The 17,307-nt window shown below is 63.2% G+C and carries 17 protein-coding genes; 6 read left to right on the forward strand and 11 right to left on the reverse strand.

Annotated elements, in window-relative coordinates:
• Positions 1-110 precede the first annotated feature (110 nt).
• Both FQ746_RS27545 and FQ746_RS27550 read left to right on the forward strand, forming a co-directional pair.
• The gene (locus FQ746_RS27545) at positions 111-725 is read left to right on the forward strand and encodes a TetR/AcrR family transcriptional regulator (RefSeq protein ID WP_144112954.1); all 615 of its coding nucleotides are present in this window, start codon (positions 111-113) and stop codon (positions 723-725) included.
• A 196-nt stretch (positions 726-921) separates the two neighbouring features.
• Complete coding sequence (locus FQ746_RS27550) at positions 922-1,800, forward strand: alpha/beta fold hydrolase (RefSeq protein WP_186310855.1); 879 nt, start codon at positions 922-924, stop codon at positions 1,798-1,800.
• Here FQ746_RS27550 and FQ746_RS27555 read toward each other — a convergent pair.
• Together FQ746_RS27555 and FQ746_RS27560 are read right to left on the reverse strand one after the other, a co-directional pair.
• Positions 1,797-2,915: a succinylglutamate desuccinylase/aspartoacylase family protein gene (locus tag FQ746_RS27555; protein WP_144112956.1), complete on the reverse strand. Its 1,119-nt coding sequence runs from the start codon at positions 2,913-2,915 to the stop codon at positions 1,797-1,799. The two genes, FQ746_RS27550 and FQ746_RS27555, sit on opposite strands and share 4 nt — an antisense overlap.
• Positions 2,916-2,945: 30 nt before the next feature.
• Positions 2,946-3,713, reverse strand: a complete 768-nt coding sequence (locus FQ746_RS27560) for a transporter substrate-binding domain-containing protein (RefSeq protein WP_144112957.1) — start codon at positions 3,711-3,713, stop codon at positions 2,946-2,948.
• 118 nt (positions 3,714-3,831) lie between these two features.
• Here FQ746_RS27560 and FQ746_RS27565 point away from each other — a divergent pair, with 118 nt between their 5' ends.
• Both FQ746_RS27565 and FQ746_RS27570 read left to right on the forward strand, forming a co-directional pair.
• Complete coding sequence (locus FQ746_RS27565) at positions 3,832-4,752, forward strand: LysR family transcriptional regulator (RefSeq protein ID WP_144112958.1); 921 nt, start codon at positions 3,832-3,834, stop codon at positions 4,750-4,752.
• A 159-nt stretch (positions 4,753-4,911) separates the two neighbouring features.
• A complete protein-coding gene (locus tag FQ746_RS27570; protein WP_144112959.1) occupies positions 4,912-5,763 on the forward strand; it encodes an oxidoreductase in 852 nt (283 codons plus the stop codon).
• Here the strand turns inward: FQ746_RS27570 and FQ746_RS35520 are convergent.
• A complete protein-coding gene (locus FQ746_RS35520) occupies positions 5,760-6,182 on the reverse strand; it encodes a rubredoxin (RefSeq protein WP_144112960.1) in 423 nt (140 codons plus the stop codon). The two genes, FQ746_RS27570 and FQ746_RS35520, sit on opposite strands and share 4 nt — an antisense overlap.
• Before the next feature lie 462 nt (positions 6,183-6,644).
• Between FQ746_RS35520 and FQ746_RS27580 the strand changes: the two genes are divergently transcribed.
• Positions 6,645-7,505, forward strand: a complete 861-nt coding sequence (locus FQ746_RS27580) for an AraC family transcriptional regulator (RefSeq protein WP_144112961.1) — start codon at positions 6,645-6,647, stop codon at positions 7,503-7,505.
• A 44-nt stretch (positions 7,506-7,549) separates the two neighbouring features.
• Positions 7,550-7,957: a DUF2000 domain-containing protein gene (locus FQ746_RS27585; protein ID WP_144112962.1), complete on the forward strand. Its 408-nt coding sequence runs from the start codon at positions 7,550-7,552 to the stop codon at positions 7,955-7,957.
• Between the two features lie 24 nt (positions 7,958-7,981).
• On the opposite strand, the gene FQ746_RS27590 is transcribed toward FQ746_RS27585, so the two are convergent.
• The 8 genes from FQ746_RS27590 to FQ746_RS27625 form a co-directional block, all read right to left on the reverse strand.
• Complete coding sequence (locus FQ746_RS27590) at positions 7,982-9,535, reverse strand: methyl-accepting chemotaxis protein (protein ID WP_186310856.1); 1,554 nt, start codon at positions 9,533-9,535, stop codon at positions 7,982-7,984.
• Positions 9,536-9,758: 223 nt separating this feature from the next.
• On the reverse strand, positions 9,759-11,051 hold the full coding sequence (locus FQ746_RS27595) for an aromatic ring-hydroxylating oxygenase subunit alpha (RefSeq protein WP_144112964.1): 1,293 nt from the start codon (positions 11,049-11,051) through the stop codon (positions 9,759-9,761).
• 163 nt (positions 11,052-11,214) lie between these two features.
• Positions 11,215-12,666, reverse strand: coding sequence for a glycosyltransferase family 2 protein (locus tag FQ746_RS27600; RefSeq protein WP_144112965.1), 1,452 nt, complete (start codon positions 12,664-12,666; stop codon positions 11,215-11,217).
• 8 nt (positions 12,667-12,674) lie between these two features.
• The gene (locus FQ746_RS27605) at positions 12,675-13,274 is read right to left on the reverse strand and encodes a cytochrome b (protein WP_144112966.1); all 600 of its coding nucleotides are present in this window, start codon (positions 13,272-13,274) and stop codon (positions 12,675-12,677) included.
• A 135-nt stretch (positions 13,275-13,409) separates the two neighbouring features.
• Positions 13,410-14,477, reverse strand: coding sequence for an alpha/beta fold hydrolase (locus FQ746_RS27610; RefSeq protein WP_144112967.1), 1,068 nt, complete (start codon positions 14,475-14,477; stop codon positions 13,410-13,412).
• Between the two features lie 103 nt (positions 14,478-14,580).
• Complete coding sequence (locus FQ746_RS27615) at positions 14,581-15,684, reverse strand: SAM-dependent methyltransferase (protein WP_144112968.1); 1,104 nt, start codon at positions 15,682-15,684, stop codon at positions 14,581-14,583.
• Between the two features lie 69 nt (positions 15,685-15,753).
• Positions 15,754-16,530: a DUF1295 domain-containing protein gene (locus FQ746_RS27620; RefSeq protein ID WP_144112969.1), complete on the reverse strand. Its 777-nt coding sequence runs from the start codon at positions 16,528-16,530 to the stop codon at positions 15,754-15,756.
• A gap of 106 nt (positions 16,531-16,636) precedes the next feature.
• Positions 16,637-17,239 carry a lipocalin family protein gene (locus FQ746_RS27625; RefSeq protein WP_144112970.1) on the reverse strand — a complete coding sequence of 201 codons (603 nt, stop codon included), beginning with the start codon at positions 17,237-17,239 and terminating at the stop codon, positions 16,637-16,639.
• Positions 17,240-17,307 lie beyond the last annotated feature (68 nt).

The following is a 17,307-nucleotide window of genomic DNA, read 5'->3' on the forward strand; positions in this document are numbered from 1 at the left end:
TCAACCCCGATTTATATATCGACCAGTACAAATGTAGGCCAGGAGCGATCAGCTTGTCAACGACTTCTGTATCAAATAGTATGTATGTCCATGTAAAGAGGAGACGACACATGGGACAGATGGGACGCCCTCGCACGTTCGACCGCGATGCTGCGATCACGCAGGCGATGCATCTTTTTTGGGAACGTGGTTACGAATCGACGTCGTTGAGCCAGCTCAAGGCGAGCATCGGCGAAGGCATCTCGGCGCCCAGCTTCTATGCGGCTTTCGGATCGAAAGAAGCGCTGTTTCAGGAGACGGTGAGCCTCTACCTCGCAACCCACGGTCAGGTGACGGAGTGCCTCTGGAACACGGAACTGAAGCCGCGCGACGCGATTGAAACCGCGCTGCGCCGATCGGCGAAGATGCAATGCGAACGCGGACACCCGAAAGGTTGCATGGTCGCGCTCGGTGCAATGAGTGCATGCTCGCCGGAAAACAGTGCGGTGCTCAAGCCGCTCTTCGACTCGCGGGCCCGCACCCGCGCGGGCATCAAGGCTTGCGTCGAGCGGGGCATCGCCGCCGGCGATCTGCAGGCGCAGACCGACGTGCGTGCACTGACCGCAGTGTTCGACAGCTTCCTGCTCGGCGTGTCGACGCTGGTTCGCGATGGCATACGTATGCCGGTACTGGAGGCAGCGATCACGCGTGTGATGACGGTGTGGGACGCGGCGCTCAAGAGTTAAACCTGGTACACGCCCAACACCGCCGCGAATAAAATTCGCCTTTGCCTAGCCGCGCCGGCCCACCCACATGACACAAGAAAACATTTCGCTCAAAGCAATCCGTGGCTTTCACATTGGTGGCGCACGGCAGAGAGTGACAGGTTTTCCCGAGACCGCCGTGGTTCGCGTGCCCGGCGACAAACCCAGGTCCCTGAGCATGAACGGCGACCATATGGTCGGCCAGATGTACGTGACGCATTATCAACAGGCCGCGCCCCGTTCAAAGCTGCCGGTTCTGTTGTGGCATGGCGGCGGCCTGTCGGGCGCGAGTTGGGAAGACCGCCCCGATGGCGGCCCCGGTTGGCTCGACTACTTCCTGCGCGCGCACTACGACGTGCTGGTGTCGGATGCGTTCGAGCGCGGACGTTCCGGCTGGCCCGCGTATCCGCAGGTCCTGCCCGATGCGCCCGAGCATCGTTCGCTCGATTCGATCTGGCATCACTTCCGCTTTGGACCCGAGGGCGGCTATCCGGGCAACGACATTGAGAAGCTTGCCGTCGCGCACGCCCACGAGGGTCAGCAGTTTCCCGTCGAACATCTCGAACAGTTCGGCCGGCAATTCGTGCCGCGGTGGGTAGCGACGCAACAGCAGGCGCTCGCCGCGTATGAAGCCTTGCTACGCCGGGTCGGACCGTGTGTCGTGATCGGTCATAGCCAGGGCGCCGCCTATGCGCTGGAGTGCGCGCGCCGTTTCCCCGAGTTGATCGAAGCCGTAGTCGCCGTCGAACCACCGAATGCGCCGAATGCTACGAATGCACCGGCTACGTCACCGGATAGTTCGGCGGCCCGCGCATTGCCGCCGCATCTGTTTATCTGGGGCGACTTTATCGATGAGCGCGCGCCCAACTGGCAGGAATATCGCGCGCAAGTGGAACGCTATCACCTCGCCTTGCATGAAGCCGGCACGCGCAGCGAGTTTCTGGATTTGCCGCGAATCGGCATTCACGGCAACAGCCATCTGCTGATCATGGACCGCAACAATCAGGACATCGCGAAACTCGTCGAGCAGCGCCTGCAAGCCATGGTGAACAACTAGGCGCCGAGCAGCACGCCGGTCCTGAAAGCCTTGGCGCCCGTCACGCGTCCTAGCGGCGCGCCGGCCGTTACGAAGCGGATAGCCCGGCGCATATAGAACACGCCTTCCGTGTGACTGAACAGCGTCGTGGTTTCGTCGGTCAACGGATCGACGATATCGAACAGCGCCTGGCCCACGCGAATCGTTTCGCCGATCTGCGCGCGGTGAATCAGAATACCGCTCACCGGCGCATAGAACTGCTCGCTGCCCGCGAGCGGTGTGGCCGGAGCCAGCAACTCGGGCATCGGTTTGACGGCATCCACGCGAATGGCCTTGCGCCAGACCAGATAATCGACGATCGCATCGGCGTCGGCCTGCGCAACTTCGTACGACACGTCGCGTTGCCCGCGGCATTCCACCGTTACCGCAATCGCGCCGTTGGGCACGGGTTGATCGGCGGGCAGTTCCTGCTGCAGCGTCCACCACACGAGGCTATGCGTCTCGTCGAACGATTCGCCGCCCGAGTTCGTCGCCAGCAGCGAAGCCTGCGCGCCAAGATAACGCGACAACGGTTCGAACTCTGGCCACGCCGCTTCGCTCGTATAGAGATGCATCGCGGCTTCGAGCGAGCAGTGCAGGTCGATCACCACGTCCGCGTCGAAAGACAGTTTCAGCAGCGCGAGTTGCAACGAGTCGAACTCGGTCAATGCTTTGGCCTGCGCCAGTTGCTCCGCGATCAGTTCGCGAACGATGCGCCGGTTGTCCGTTGCATCGGCACCCAGTAATGCTTTGGCGCGCGCCGCCAGCTTCGAAAACTGCAGAAAGTGGCGATTGAAGTTCTTGCCGCTGCCCAGGTCGAAACGGCCGACGAATTGCCCCATCACGACCTGCCCTAATCCGACCGGATTCGCGACCGGCACCAGTACGATCTGAGCGTCCAGCGCACCCTGCCGTTCCAGTTCGAGCAGACGACGCTTGAGCAGCACGCTGGTGAGCATCGCCGGTGTCTCGTCGGCATGCAGCGACGATTGAATGTAGATTTTCTGCCCGCTATTTTCAGAGCCGAAATGAAACGACACCAGTTCGCGGTGCGTGCCAATGGCCGGCGAGAGAAGCGGAATCGATTGCTGGTTCATGAGCGGAGGATCAAATGGGAAGAAGGGAAATCAGTTGCCGTACGGATCGAAGTCGAAATACTTCTTCGCGATGCGCGCATACGTGCCGTCCTGACGCATGGCGGCGATCGCTGCGTTGATGGACGCCTGCACGCTCGTCTCGTCCTTGCGCAAGCCGATGCCGACGCCGCGATCGCCCATCGAAAGCGGCTCGCCGACGAACGCAAAACCTTTCCCCGCCGGCGTGCGCAGGAAGCCGATATCCGCTTCCACGGAACCGAGCAACGCGCCGTCGAGCCGCCCGTTTTCCAGGTCCGCGAACACTTCGTCCTGCCCCTTGTAAGGCACGACATGAACGCCTTGTGGCGCCCAGTTCTTCAACGCATAGGCTTCGAACTGCGTGCCCGACTGTACGCCGATCTGCTTGCCGGCCAGTGCATTCACGCCACCCGCAAGCGGCGAACCCTGACGCGCGACGAGTCGCGATTTGAACTGGAAGAGCTTGGAGGAAAACAGAATTTGCTGCTCGCGCTTCCCGGTAATGGCCATCGACGAAAGAATCGCGTCGATCTTGCGGGCCTGCAACGCGGGAATCATTCCGGCGAATTCGAGTTCGACCCATTGGCAATGGGCGTTGATGCGCCGGCAGATTTCGTTGCCGAGATCGACGTCGAAGCCCTTGAAGCTGCCGTCGGGCGCCTTGGCGTCCATCGGCGGATAGCTCGGGTCGATGCCGAGACGCAAGGTAGTCGCGTCAGCGGCGAACGCGCCGCCGCTGAAAGTCAGCGCGGCGCTCAGAATCATCAGCAGAGTTTTCATGGGGCGCAGGGAAAGGTGGGGAAAAATACCCGCGAATGCTATGCCGCCCGCGCGCATCGAAGAAGCCCCTTTCGCACTATCATGATCACCTTTCCCGATCACCGGACAGGACTCGCCGATGGCGATGACGATTTCACAACTACGCGCGTTCATCGCAGTGGCCGAGCACGGCAGCTTGCGCGCCGCATCGCGTGCGCTCGGCATTGCGCAAAGCGGCATCACGCAGCAGGTGCAGAACCTCGAATCGATGCTGGGCGCGACGCTTTTTACGCGGACCAATCGTGGCATCACGCTCACTGCGCTGGGCCAGCGTCTGTTGCAACGCGCCGGCGCGATCATCGGCGAATGCGAGCGGGCCGAGCAGGAACTGCAGCAATTGCGCGGCGATTATGTGGGCGACGTCACTTTCGGCATGACCACCGAGCCGCTCATCGACGCATTCGCGCCGGTGCTGATGGAATTCCGTCAGCGCTTCGACAAGGTCGCCGTGCATCTGCGGACCGGCACGTCGCGAATGATGATCTCGTGGATTCGCGAAGGCACGCTGGACTTCGCCGCGGCGCTAGTGTCGAAGCAGACGGATACCGCGGATCTGTCGGTCACGCCGCTCTATGCGTCCGATCCGGTGATCGTCTGCCGGCAAGGTCATCCGCAAGCGGGCGCGACATCGCTCGCCAAACTCACGGGCTGCACGTGGGTGACGACGCGCTCGCCGAATCTCACGGACGATCCGCAGGTCCACCGCCTGAGCCATCTGTTCGAACGGCATGGCTTGCCGCCGCCGCGAATCGTCGCGACGGTGGAAGGTTTGTACGAGACGCTGCATCTGGTCGGCGCGACCGACTGTTTGTCGCTCGAGTCGTCGGTGGTGGCGAAACGCGGGCCGTTTGCGGGCACGCTCACGACCATCGACGTGCGCGAACGTCCGGTCGATCAGAACGTCTGCCTGCTGCAGCGCGCCGCCATGCCGCTTACGCCCGCCGCCCAGGAACTGGCGACGATGATCGCGTCGTACACGCGCACCGTGCGGGCGCGTTGATCGCGGTCACGGATCACGGGCTCGGGCACGTTTCGAGCTAACCTGTCTAACCTGCCTAACCTGTCTTAGCCGCCTGCGCGTACACCGACGTCGACTGCGCGTGTGCAATGCAAGCTGTTTGTCATCTACCCCACTGCACGTCATCCAAGGAGTTTTCACATGATGAATCGAGACAACCCCGTCTGGCTGATCACAGGCTGTTCCACCGGCTTTGGCCGCGAACTGGCCAGGCTCGTGCTCGAACGCGGCTGGCGCGCCGTGGTCACCGCGCGCGATCCGTCGAAGGTGAAGGACATCGCCGAAGCACACGGCGACCGCGCGCTGGTCCTCGCGCTCGACGTGACGAAACCGAAAGATATCGAGAACGTGGTGGCGCAGGCCGAAAAACATTTCGGCCGCATCGACGCGCTCGTCAACAATGCGGGCTACGGCTATCTGGCCGCGATCGAGGAAGGAGAAGACGACGAGGTCCGCGCGATGTTCGAGACCAACGTGTTCGGTCTCGTCGACATGACCAAGGCGGTGCTGCCGATCATGCGCGCGCAGCACAGCGGACTGATCGTGAACGTGTCGTCGATTGGCGGCATTGCGAGCTTCGCGGCGACCGGTTATTACCACGCCACCAAATACGCGGTGGAAGGCTTGTCCGAATCGCTCGCCACCGAAGTAAAGCCGCTCGGCATTGGCGTGCTGCTCGTGGAACCGGGACCGTTCCGCACCAACTGGGCCGGCCCGTCGATCAAACAGTCGGCCACGGTCATCGACGACTACAAGGGCACGGCCGGCGAGCGCCGTCAGCAAACGGAAGCCCGCAGCGGCAAGCAGGCGGGCGATCCGGTGCGCGCGGCGCAGGCGATTATCGACGCGGCATTGTCGGACAACCCGCCGCTGCGCCTGCTGCTCGGTAAAACCGCGCTCGAACTGGCGCGCAAGAAGCTGGATTTCCTGCGCGGCGACTTCGACGCATGGGAAGCCACGACGATCGGCGCGGACTTCCCGGAAGGCGCTTAGAACTCCACCAGCGCGAAGTCTTCCTTGCCCACGTCGCACAACGGGCAACGCCAGTCGGCCGGCACATCTTCCCAGCGTGTGCCCGGCGCGAGGCCGTCTTCCGGCACGCCGACGGCTTCGTCGTAAATCCAGCCGCAGATCACGCAGACCCACTGCTTGAAGTCGTCCGCGGCGGCGGACGCCGCCGCTGTCGCTGCCGCGCCGGTATCGGCCGCGGCAGGCGCGGCGGCCGTTTCGTCGAGACTTACGACCAGCGGCGCAGCGGTAGCCTCGTTGTTATCGGCTAGACGCGCCTGCAGGCTTTCGAGCAAACGTTGCGCCTCGGCCTGGGTCAGGTCGATCCAGTAAGGATCGCCCGCGCCGTCGTTGAGCCGCTCGGGGGAGAACTGGATTTCTACGGCTACGCCCTTCTTGTACATGGCAAATCGGAATGTCGATGATGCCGGCGGCGAACGCCGGCGTAAGTCGGAAGCGCGATGACGCTGAGGCTCGGCGAAAGAATCAGACGAACTGGTTCAGGACGATGGCGACGATCAGCGCAATACCGCCGATCAGGCCGAGCATTTGAAGAAGAGTCAGGGATTTGCGCGGGCGCGCGGGGATCTGTTGCGTATTCACGGGCATGCTGGCAATTGGGAAAAAACGAAATACTACACGGATGCGCGGCCGCTCACGCCGATCTGCGTCAAGCTGCGCGCAGGCACTGTCCTCTACGGCACGAGCATTATCGCCGCCCGTGCGTGACGAATTGCGCATCGTAAGGAGATGAATTACTTCCTGACGCGGCGCAACGGCTGCATATGGACGTCCCGGCGCCCGCTTCCGGCCAGATGCCCTACCATCTCATGCCGGACGACAGGCCGACCCAACCGGAGGACCGAATGACAGGCGCAACCGTATTCAACGATCGGACCGATCACTGGCTCGTCGCGCGGCGCGATCCGGAGACGGGCATCGAAGCATTGCGCGCGCATTTCAGCGGCCACGCTTACGATCCGCACGACCACGACGACATGTTGATCGGCTACACCGAACAAGGCGTGCAGCGCTTTCAGTGTCATCGGTCGTTGCATACGAGCATTCCCGGCCGCGCGATCCTGATCGAGCCCGGTGCCATGCACGACGGTCATGCGCCGGAAGCTGGCGGCTTCACGTACGCGATGCTGTACTTGCCGCAAGGCTGGGTCGAGCAGGCGTCGCGCCGGCTGAATCTGCCGGGCCTGCGCGGCGCCGAGGCCGCTTTCAGCCACACGCTGGTGGACGATCGAGACCTCGTCGAAACCATTCGGGCTGCGTTCTTCGCCATTCATCACGAGGAAGGCCGGCTCGCGCGCGATGAGACGCTCGACCGCCTGCTGAGCCGACTCGGCGGCCAGTTGCGCAACGCGCACGTGCAAAGCCGCGATCTTGCCGCGCCGCTCGCGGCTCTGCGCGTGCGCGATCTGCTGCACGAACAGATGGACGGCAACCTCGGACTCGATGAACTCGCAACCGTCGCGGGTATCGACCGGTTCCGTCTGACGCGGCAGTTCAAGCGCACGTTCGGCACGTCGCCTCATGCCTATCTCGTGCGCTTGCGTCTGCGCGCCGCGCGCCGGTTGCTGGCAAGCGGGCATCGGCCCGCGCAGGTTGCCGCGATGGTCGGCTTCTCGGATCAGAGTCATCTCGGCCGCTGGTTTCACCGTGCTTACCGGATGACCCCGGCGGCCTATCGCCAGATGTGCACAAACGTTCCAGACTGATCGCCGCGGTTCCAGCACCATCGGCGCTTCAAGGAGGAACCTTCATGTTCGATACCAAAGTGGCGCTGATCGTGCGCGACGATCTGGCGGTCTGGCAGAAACTCAACGTCGTCGCCTTTCTCGCGACCGGCGTGGCGGCCGCGATACCGGAAGCGCTGGGCGAGCCTTACGAGGACGCCTCGGGGCATGTATACGGCCGCATGCTGGGCCAGCCGATGCTCGTATTCGCCGCCGATCTTTCCGGCTTGCAGGCCGCGCATCGGCAGGCGCTCACGCGTGAACTCGACATCGTGCCGTACGTGCAGCCGATGTTTGCCACCGGCCACGATGCGGCGAACCGCGAGGCGTTTCGCGCTCAGGACACGAGCCACTTCGAATTCGTGGGCCTGGCGCTGCATGGCGCCAAAAAAGCGGTGGACAAGGCCGTGAAGGGACTTGCGCTGCATGGCTGAGATCGCTCGCGCAATGCGACACGATTACAAGTGGAAGATCGCCACCGACGACGCCAGCATCGCCGATTGCGCATTCAACGATTCCCCCGCTGCCGTCGCCTGCTCGACGAGCGCGGCGTTCTGCTGCAAGTCGGCATCCATCGTGGAGATCGCGTCGCTGACGCGCTGCAAGCCCTGACTTTGAGCGGTGGAAGCCGTGGAGATTTCGAGCATCAGGTGATCGACTTGCTGAACCGCTTGCGCAATGGATTGCGTCGCGGTGCCCGCCTCTTCGACACGAACCCGGCCGTGTTCGACGTTGTCGACCGAACGACCCACGAGCGTGGCGATCTCATGGGCCGCGGCGGCCGTACGCTGCGACAGCACGCGCACTTCGGCGGCGACCACGGCGAACCCGCGGCCCTGCTCGCCGGCCCGTGCCGCTTCGATCGCCGCGTTGATGGCGAGAATGTTCGTCTGCGCGGAAATACCGTCGATCAGACTCGTAATCTCGACGATCTTCTCCGAGCTTTTCGCCACGTCGCGAATCGCTTCGATTGCGTGCTCCATGCGCTCCGCGCCTTCGCGCACTAGCCCCGCGGTTCCCGTGGCGATGCGCGCCGCCTCACCGGCGTGGATCGCGTTCTGACTCACCGTGCGGGTCAATTCCTGCATTTCGGTTGCCGAGGTTTGCAGCGCAATCGACGCGCGCTCGGTACGGTTCGACAGATCCGCGTTACCCGCCGCGACCTGACGGGTGGCATCGGCCAGTTCGCCGGCGCCGTGGCTGATGTTCCCGACGATCAGCGAGAGGCTCGCGCGCGTGAGATTCAAGGCGCGGGCGACCGGTTCGAAGGCGCGCGAGCGACCTGCATCGAAGCGCTCCGACAGGTCGCCGGCGGCAACGCGGTACAGGTAATCGGTGACTTCGTTCAACGGCGCAAGAATCGAGCGCTTGAGCGCACGCGTCTGTAGCAGGCTCAGGACGGCCGCACTCACCAGCGCGCCCGCGCCGATCGCGCGCGCGTTGGGCGAGCCGGGCCACAGCCATTCCACGAGGTCGACGACGAGGCAGGCGAGTACGCCGAGCGGCGCGAGTGTCAGCGTCGAACGCGGCACGATGCGGCGCACCACCCGCAGCGACTGCGCGAGTCGACCGCTTCTGACGAGGCGGCCACGCTCGATGGCGTAGCGCGAACCGTCGGGGCCGTTCAGTTGCGCGTACATCTGCTTCGTCTCGGCGATCATTTGCGGCGATGCTTGCGAGCGCAACGAGGTGAAGCCGATCAGCTTGCCGTCGCGCCAGCACGGCGCGATATTCGTCACGGTCCAGAGCAGGCTGCCGTCCTTGCACACATTGACGTTGACGCCCTCCCAGCGACGACCCACGTCGATGGTCGCGCGAACATCCAGAAACGCGGCGCGCGGGGAAAACGCCGGGACCAGTCGTGCGTAGGGAAAGCCGACGAGCTGATCGACTTCATATCCCACTGCCTGAGCGAACGCCGCGTTCGCGTAGGTGACATTGCCCTTCAGGTCGGTGCGGGATATCAGGAAGTCGGTGGGCCCGACACTGCGCTCGCCCGGATGATTACGCATGGAGATCTTCGCCTCAATCGTCGATTTGTTCCACATATGGACAACTGTTTTTAATGTGGAATATTTTAGAGGCTGGGCGTTTGGACAAAAAGATTTTTCGATGTGGAAAGCCACGCCATTTCCGACGACTGCCGGAGAGCGTGTCTTAACGAACAAGCTGAGGGAGGAAGAAACAGACATGACGACCGCCCGATCGGGCGGCCGCGTTGAATCGCAAGCGCGTTTAGCTCTTCGCGAGCGGATTGCCCTGGCGAGAGTCCCAGAAACGAATAATCGCGGTATCGCCAGTGCCGGCGCCCACGATCTGATCCGGCGCACCGCCCTCGCGCAGCAACGCGCGCAGTTCGTTGATAACCGGAAACACCTCGTGATTCCAGTCCGCGCCTTGCGAATCGTGCGCGCGTTGTTCCGCTTCGACGATCTCGCGGTCTTCCTTGAAAATCCGCTCCGTGAACCAGACCAGCAGTGGCCATGCGAGATTCAGCACACCGGGAATGCCCGGTTTGCGGATCGACAGCAAGCCGAACGTGCGGTTGGTGCGCTGCTCGCGATCGAGCGGCACGTAGACGATCCACAGGCTCATCACCAGCGTCTGATCGGACGTGCGGATCTGCAGCGTCTGATACGGATACTCGGTGCGGATCGTCATCACGTCCTTGTCGTTATCGCCGCCGGTCTTGCGGCTCTGACCGAACACGATGGCTTCCCCGATCGGCTGCTGACCCGCCATCCGCGCGAACGTGTAATCGACCTCGACCCAGTTCTCGCCGCGCCGCCGGCCGACCGAACGCGCCCGCATCTGCCCCATCTGGCGGCGATGCAGGAACTGATGGTTCATGTCCATCAGGTTCTCGTGCATGAACGAGTAATGGCAATTCACCGGACGGCCGAAGCGGCGCGTCTTGTACTTCGGGTCCGCGACGGCGGCAAGCGGCGGAATCGGCCGCTCTTCCGCGAGAGCCGCGTCGCCGGGAAATACGAAGATCAGACCTTCCACTTCGCGGCAAGGGTACGAGCGCACGCCGTTGGGCAAACGTTCGCGGCCCAGATACGGCACGTCGATGCATTTGCCGGAACAGTCGTAAGTCCAGCCGTGATACCCGCAACGAATCGACTCGCCGTCCACCACGCCCTGATGCAACGGCACCTGACGGTGCGCGCAACGATCTTCCAGCGCGAACACCTTGCCGGATTCCGTACGCGCCAGCACGATGGGATCGCCCGCGAACGTCACGCCATGGGTCTTGCCGCGTTTCACTTCGTGCGACCACGCGAGCGGATACCAGAAGTCCGGGTGAATCCCCACGCGCCGCAGATCGCGCACCGGCGCACCGCTGACAGCCTCGAGCGTCGCGCGTTCGCTGGCGGACGTGCGGGTGGTGTCGGCGGAATGAGCGGATGGAGCGGATTCGGCGGGAGCAGCGGGAATGACTTCAGGCGATGCGGCAGCATGAGCAGGCGAGGTGTCGACGGGCGCATCGACCAGGTCTTGTTCAAGCGGGGGGACAGCATGCATATATGGAGCCTCCGTGCACGGGCGGATAGAGGGTTGCGCCCTGCAAGTTGCGGGGCGGCATCGTCCGCCAGTCTACTAGATGCCGCCGTCGCATGGTTCGGGTAACGACCCCGCCGGGCTACCCGCTTCGCTGCGGGCCTGGCGGAACCGTGGCGTTTGCGGCTCAGGGCTCGTCGCGCGCCGCCAGTCCGGTGCGGCGCTGCACGCCCCATGCGCGTCCGCCGCGCAGAAATTGCAGCCAGCCGAGCGCCGCCCCCAGATGCCGTACGAGTTGAAACGTGAACGGCTCGGCAATCGCCGCCAGCACCGCCATCCCGACGCTATTGCCGGTCCGCTCGCCCGTCCAGCGTCGATACAGATGAATGCTCCACAAATAGAACGCCAGGTCGATCGCCGTTTTTACGCCGATCACGCTGAAAATCGACACCACGATCGCGCCATGCCCGCCGAACAGAAAGCCCAGCAGCAAAGCGAACGCGGTCAGCCCGTAGATGGGCTGCATCGTGTCGATGGCCTTGACCGGCAGCATCAGCATGCCGAGCGTGCCGTAACGCGGATTGCCGGTCATGTCGCGATTCCAGTACTGCGTCTGTAGAAAGCCCGCGAACCAGCGCCGCCGTTGCCGCAGGAAACTGGCGAGGTTGTCGGGGGCATCGGTATGCGCATGCGCGCCGCCGACCACCTGCACGTCCCAACCCAGACCGTGATCGACCGAATAACGGCGCAAGCGGTGAATCAGTTCGTAGTCTTCCACCAGACACTGCGGATCGAACCCGCCGACTTCCACGAGCGCGTCGCGTTTGAACGACGCGAACGCGCCCGAGATGAGCAACAGACTGTCGGCGCGCATCCACGCAAAACGGGCGATGAAATTGCGCATGTATTCGTAAGTCTGGAACCACTGGAACACGCGGCCGGACACCGTTTTTCCGCACAGCGGCACGAGAATGCCCGCCGCCGCGACCAGCTTCGGTGCGTTCGCGAAAGCGGCGCGCATTGCGTAGGTTGCGTCGTCGTCGAGCAGCGTGTCGGCGTCGACGGTCATCACGGTTTCGGTCGTCATGACCGCGATGGCCGCGTTCAGCGCGCGCGCCTTGCCACCGTGCGGCACGCGCAGCCAGTACAGGTTCGGGTACTGTGCGCTCGCGGCGCTCAGCACGCCTTCCGCTGCGGGCGTCAATCCGAAACGTTCGGCGAGCAGGACGCCGGTGTGGTCGGTGGAGCCATCGTCGGCGATGACGATCTGCGCGACGCCATGGGCCTGACGCAGCAACGCGGCGATCGTCACCGGCAGCACCGACGCCTCGTTATGCGACGCGACGATCACGCCCATTTCCGGCAGACGGCGCACGTCGTCATCGGCATCGAGCGGAACCGGCCGGTGCATCAACGGCAGCGATTTCCACGTGACGAAGGCCAGCAGCAACGTGTCGTACACCACGTAAGCAATGCCGGTCGACCACGCCAGCGCGCCCTGCAGAAAAAACGCGCGCGCGAAGAGCAGCGCCCACAGCACGACCACGCTGAAGTGGATCAACGTGCTCAACAGCGTGGTCGGCCTCGGCCGGATGCGCGGGGACGCGAGTGCAAGCGCCTGTTCGAGTGTGTTCTTCACAAAATGACCTAAGGCAGCATGCGTTTCAAAACCGACTTGCGGTCGATCCACTGGTGCTTCAGCGCACCGACGATATGCATGGCCAGCAGCGCATACAGCGCGTAGCCGAGCCACGTATGCAACGCGCCGAAGCGGTCGTGCAAACTTTCCCTGAGCGTGGGATCGAGATGCATGACGAAGCCGATACGCGGCCACGGAAACAGATTGAACAGACGCATGGGATGCGTCGCCGCATCTTTCCACGCGGAATCGTGCAGCCAGCCGGAAAGCGGCAGCCCGATCATCAACAGATACAGCAGGAAATGTGCAACGTGCGCCGCGACTTTTTCCCACGACGGAAATTCGCGCGGCAGCGGCGGCGGCCGGTGCGACACGCGCCACAAGATGCGCAGCAGCGCGAGACCGAGCACCGTAATGCCGATCGACTTGTGCGTGTCCACGACCGGACGAACCCAGTCGTCGGGCCACGACTCCGCACTTAAGCCCAGGCAGACGTTGACGATGATCAGCAGCGCGATCAGCCAGTGCAGCGCCATCGCCGTACGCGTATAGCGCGTGGGCGGCAGCGGTTCAGTGATGGCGCTCGGGGTAGCGACGTGTCGACTCATGGCTCGTTCCGTTCGCAAAGGCGGGTTCGATGAAAGCAGTTTGAAAAAGCGCGTGCCGCGAAAAAAGCGTGTGCGACACAAAGACTTCTCAGTGTGCCGCTTTCCCGTCGTGCGCGCGGGGCAGTGTGTTTCAGATTATTTCGCGGCGCCATTCAGAAGTTCGATCAGATAAGGCTTCCACACCTCGGGATGCGCCAGCGTCTGATGCCCGTACGAGTCCGCGGTTTCGGGCAACTCGACGAAGCGCCCGCGCGGCACCTTCGCGACGCTTTGCTGCATGACGCCGAGATCGGTCGCGTTGATCAGATCGTCGGCGAAGTTCACCGCGATGAGCCGTGCGCGGATGCGCGGCAGTTGCGGCGCCGGATCGTAATCCCAGGACGATTCGAACCAGTACAGCGCATCGTTCGCGTCGGTATGGCCGGCGTCGGCCACCAGCGAGTCGTACCAGCGTGTCGTCGACGCCCGGTCCGGCGCGCTCGCCTGCATGCGCGCGGGGTTACCGGTCATCAGCGTGAAAATCGGCATGACGCGCAGCCACTGCGTCGGTTGCGCGGTGTAGTCGCCGTCCTGCCAGCCGGGGTCGTGCCGGATCGCGCCGATGACCATCTGCCGCCATAACCCGTTGCGGCCCGCCATCGCGACCGGCTGACTGGAAATCGGCATCAGCGCATCCGCCATGTCGGGATAGCGTTCGCCCCACATCCACGTTTGCATGCCGCCCATCGACGTGCCGAGCACGAGGCGCAGATGCGTGACGTGCAAACCGTCCACCAGCAGTTGGTGATTGGCCTCGACCACGTCGCCGTAGCCGTAATGCGGAAAGCGAGCATGCAGGCCGTCGCTCGGTTTGGTCGAACCGCCGCGGCCGAGGCCGTCGGGTATCACGATGAAGTAGCGGCGCGCATCGAGCGGCGCGCCGGGCGCGAACAGTTCGCGACGCATGGCAGGCGTGAGAAACGCCTGGCCGGTGCCGGTCGTGCCGTGCATCAGCAGCACGGCGTTCGTGACCTCACCGTGAGCATCGCGCTGCGGCGTGCCGAGCGTCACATAATGAATGCGGATTTGCGGAAGCGTGCTGCCGTCGGAAAAATGGAATGACGTCGCCGTGAAGTCGGCGGTGGTTTCCTGCGCATGCGCGGAGATCGCTGCGCTCGCAGCGATGACACCCGTCGCAAACAGAACGAAAGCTAGCCGATACATCGTTGTCTCCCCCTTGTCGACGCGCAGGTTGGTGTTGGCTGTGCGCTATGTTAGGGGAAACCGGAGTTGGCTGTTTTACCGCCTTGCGGGAAGGTGGCCTTTACTATCGTTTTACGAAACGGTAATGGCCGACGCCCCATTCGTTGCCGTTCGCATAGCCGAACAGCTCGGCCACCGCCATGTAGAACATGCGCCAGCGTTGCAGCCACACGGCCGCTTCGCGTGCGCCGTAGGTATCCACCAGCATCGGCATGACACGATCGCGCGCCGCATCGAGCGCGGCGAGCCAGTGGTTCGCCGTGCGTTCGTAGTGCGTGCCGCTCACCCACCATTGCCGCTCCATGCGCAGATCGTCTTGAAAGTTCAGCAGCAGCGCTTCGGAGGGCATTGTCCCGCCCGTGAAAAAGTACTTCGACATCCAGTCGCTGCCGTCCTGCACCTCGAAGTGATAAGCAAGTGTACGGTGCACGAAAATATGCACGAACAGCTTGGCGTCGTCGCGCATCCAGCGTGAGATCTTGGCGAGCAACAGGCCATAGTTCTTCATGTGCTCGAACATTTCGATCGACACCACGCGGTCGAATCCCGCGCCCAGTTGCGCGGTGTCGAATTCAAATTCGACGACATTGCCCGTGACCACCGAGAGGTTGTGCAAGCCACGCTCGGCCGCCTGCGCTTCGATAAACGCGCGCTGGCCATGCGAGTTCGACAGCGCGACGATCTGCGAACGCGGATAGCGCGCCGCCAGCCACAACGACAGCGAACCCCAGCCACAGCCCAGGTCGAGGATGCGTTGACCATCGGCGAGTTCGGCGCGTTCCGCGTAACGCTCGAGCATGGCCGCTTCGGCCTGCGCGAGCGTTTCATTGCCAGTCGGGTACAGACAGCACGAATACTTCAGATGCGGCCCGAGATGCGCATGGAAAAACGACGCCGGCACTTCGTAATGTTGCGTGTTGGCCGCTTGCGTTTCGATGGCAATCGGACTCGCGCGCAAGTCGTCGAGCAGCCGGTTCAGTCGTTGCGCGCGCAACTCGCCGTTATCGAGTGCTTCGTCGCGAAGACGCTGGCGCATCAATTGCCGCATGCCGAAGCGGATCAGGCCGTCGGGCAGCCAGCCACGCTCGCAACTCTGGATCAGCCAGCCGTCGCCCGGTTCGGCGGGTGCGTTGGGCGGCATCGTGTGACCGGTGGTGGAAGCGCTCATCGGACTAGCTCCTGCTGTTTTTTTGGTTGGAATGAACACGTGGATGCGGTGTGGTCGGATCCGCTGGATTCAATGCCGCGGCGGCCACGGGATCAGTGCACTCGTGGTCCGCATGTATTCCGCGTAGCCCGGGCGACGCTTCGCCATGCTTTCCTCGAGCATCGGGATGCCGGAGAGCTTGAGCAGCAGAAACGCCATCAACAGCGGCGGCAACAGGGTGAACCAACCCCATGGCGTGCCGATCGACAGCGCGATATAAGCGAGCCAATGCACGCACTCGAAGAAGTAATTCGGATGCCGCGAGTAGCGCCACAAGCCGACCCGGCATACCTGGCCGTGACTGGCCGGGTCCTGCTTGAAGCGTTCGAGCTGGCGGTCGGCAATCCCTTCGCCCGCGACCGACACGACCCACAGCGCCACCGCGAGCAAGGCCCAACCAGGCGCCGGCGTCGTACTGCGATACGAGGGGACGAGAAAGGCAATCGACAGCAACATCGAAATGACGACCTGCGCCTGGAAGAACCAGAACATCTTGCTGGCCGCCTTGTCGCCCCATTGCTCGCGAAAGCGGTGGTAACGCGCGTCTTCCGGCTTGCCGTAGTTGCGCTTCCATAGATGCGTGCCGAGTCGCGCGCCCCACACCAGACCGCCGAGTGCGCTGAGTCCGCGCGCAAGCGGGTCGCCCGTGCCGAGGGCGGCATACAACACCGCGACGAGACCAAGCGAATAGGCCCAGACGGGATCGACCATGCCGGCGTTTTCGGTCTTCAATTGCCACGCCCACACGGCGCTGAATATCAACACCAGCAGGATCAGGGCAATCAACGCGGTGACGGCTGGCGACATGCGGTCCTCGGAGTTAAGTCTTGCGGTTTATACGCGGCGAAAGTTCGGCCGGATGCGTTTGCGCGTGGGTCGGGCATGTCGTGCGCGGTCGACGTTAATTGCGGAATCAATCCTTCTCGCCCGGCGTTGCAAAGCCCGGCTTGCCCAATTGATCGGGCCGCTGCGGCACGCGCCTGAAACGCGACGTGTCGTAACCCATCGCATCGAGACGGCCCAGCATCGACTTGTAGACCTCGTCGCTCATGTCGGGCTCACGCGAAAATATCCAGCCGAGGTTTTTGCCGGGATAGCCAAGAATCGTGTAGCGGTAGTCGGGATCGACGTAGAGCGTCAGTTGCGTCACGTGGATCGGCCAGAACAGTTGCACGCTCCACTCGCCGCCGTCCTTGCCGGGCACCGGCGTGTCGAGAAATTGATAATGCTTTTCCGGCGCGTCGAAACTTTTCTTGTGCCCGTAGTACGAATCGTCGATCTTGCCGTCGGCGCGCAAGTTCCATTCCGCATGACTACCGACCATATCGCGTTCTGCGAAATAGGGGATCAGCGCGATGATGTACCAGCGTCCCATATAACGGGGCAGGTCGACGGGAACGGTCGCAAGCGGCTGACTCGCGCGCGGATTCGGATTCGGCGGATCGTTGGAACAACCCGCCAGCGACAACAGCAATGCGGTCGCGATTGCGGCGACGCCGGCAGTGGCAAAGGACATAGAAGCAAAACGGCGCATGGAGACAGCCTCGGCTTTTTCTGGAGCAGGTTGCGGGTTGCGGCTTGTAT

The sequence above is a fragment of the Paraburkholderia sp. BCC1886 genome (genome assembly GCF_900996245.1).
Lineage (GTDB): Bacteria > Pseudomonadota > Gammaproteobacteria > Burkholderiales > Burkholderiaceae > Paraburkholderia.

Excerpts from the sequence above, each read along its gene's own strand:
- FQ746_RS27570 (WP_144112959.1), top strand. The coding sequence starts at position 4,912 with ATGATGAATCGAGACAACCCCGTCTGGCTGATCACAGGCTGTTCCACC.
- FQ746_RS27560 (WP_144112957.1), bottom strand. The coding sequence starts at position 3,713 with ATGAAAACTCTGCTGATGATTCTGAGCGCCGCGCTGACTTTCAGCGGC.
- FQ746_RS27610 (WP_144112967.1), bottom strand. The coding sequence starts at position 14,477 with ATGTATCGGCTAGCTTTCGTTCTGTTTGCGACGGGTGTCATCGCTGCG.
- FQ746_RS27590 (WP_186310856.1), bottom strand. The coding sequence starts at position 9,535 with ATGCGTAATCATCCGGGCGAGCGCAGTGTCGGGCCCACCGACTTCCTG.
- FQ746_RS27580 (WP_144112961.1), top strand. The coding sequence starts at position 6,645 with ATGACAGGCGCAACCGTATTCAACGATCGGACCGATCACTGGCTCGTC.
- FQ746_RS27585 (WP_144112962.1), top strand. The coding sequence starts at position 7,550 with ATGTTCGATACCAAAGTGGCGCTGATCGTGCGCGACGATCTGGCGGTC.
- FQ746_RS27545 (WP_144112954.1), top strand. The coding sequence starts at position 111 with ATGGGACAGATGGGACGCCCTCGCACGTTCGACCGCGATGCTGCGATC.
- FQ746_RS27620 (WP_144112969.1), bottom strand. The coding sequence starts at position 16,530 with ATGTCGCCAGCCGTCACCGCGTTGATTGCCCTGATCCTGCTGGTGTTG.
- FQ746_RS27555 (WP_144112956.1), bottom strand. The coding sequence starts at position 2,915 with ATGAACCAGCAATCGATTCCGCTTCTCTCGCCGGCCATTGGCACGCAC.
- FQ746_RS27565 (WP_144112958.1), top strand. The coding sequence starts at position 3,832 with ATGGCGATGACGATTTCACAACTACGCGCGTTCATCGCAGTGGCCGAG.
- FQ746_RS35520 (WP_144112960.1), bottom strand. The coding sequence starts at position 6,182 with ATGTACAAGAAGGGCGTAGCCGTAGAAATCCAGTTCTCCCCCGAGCGG.
- FQ746_RS27625 (WP_144112970.1), bottom strand. The coding sequence starts at position 17,239 with ATGTCCTTTGCCACTGCCGGCGTCGCCGCAATCGCGACCGCATTGCTG.
- FQ746_RS27550 (WP_186310855.1), top strand. The coding sequence starts at position 922 with ATGAACGGCGACCATATGGTCGGCCAGATGTACGTGACGCATTATCAA.
- FQ746_RS27615 (WP_144112968.1), bottom strand. The coding sequence starts at position 15,684 with ATGAGCGCTTCCACCACCGGTCACACGATGCCGCCCAACGCACCCGCC.
- FQ746_RS27595 (WP_144112964.1), bottom strand. The coding sequence starts at position 11,051 with ATGCATGCTGTCCCCCCGCTTGAACAAGACCTGGTCGATGCGCCCGTC.
- FQ746_RS27605 (WP_144112966.1), bottom strand. The coding sequence starts at position 13,274 with ATGAGTCGACACGTCGCTACCCCGAGCGCCATCACTGAACCGCTGCCG.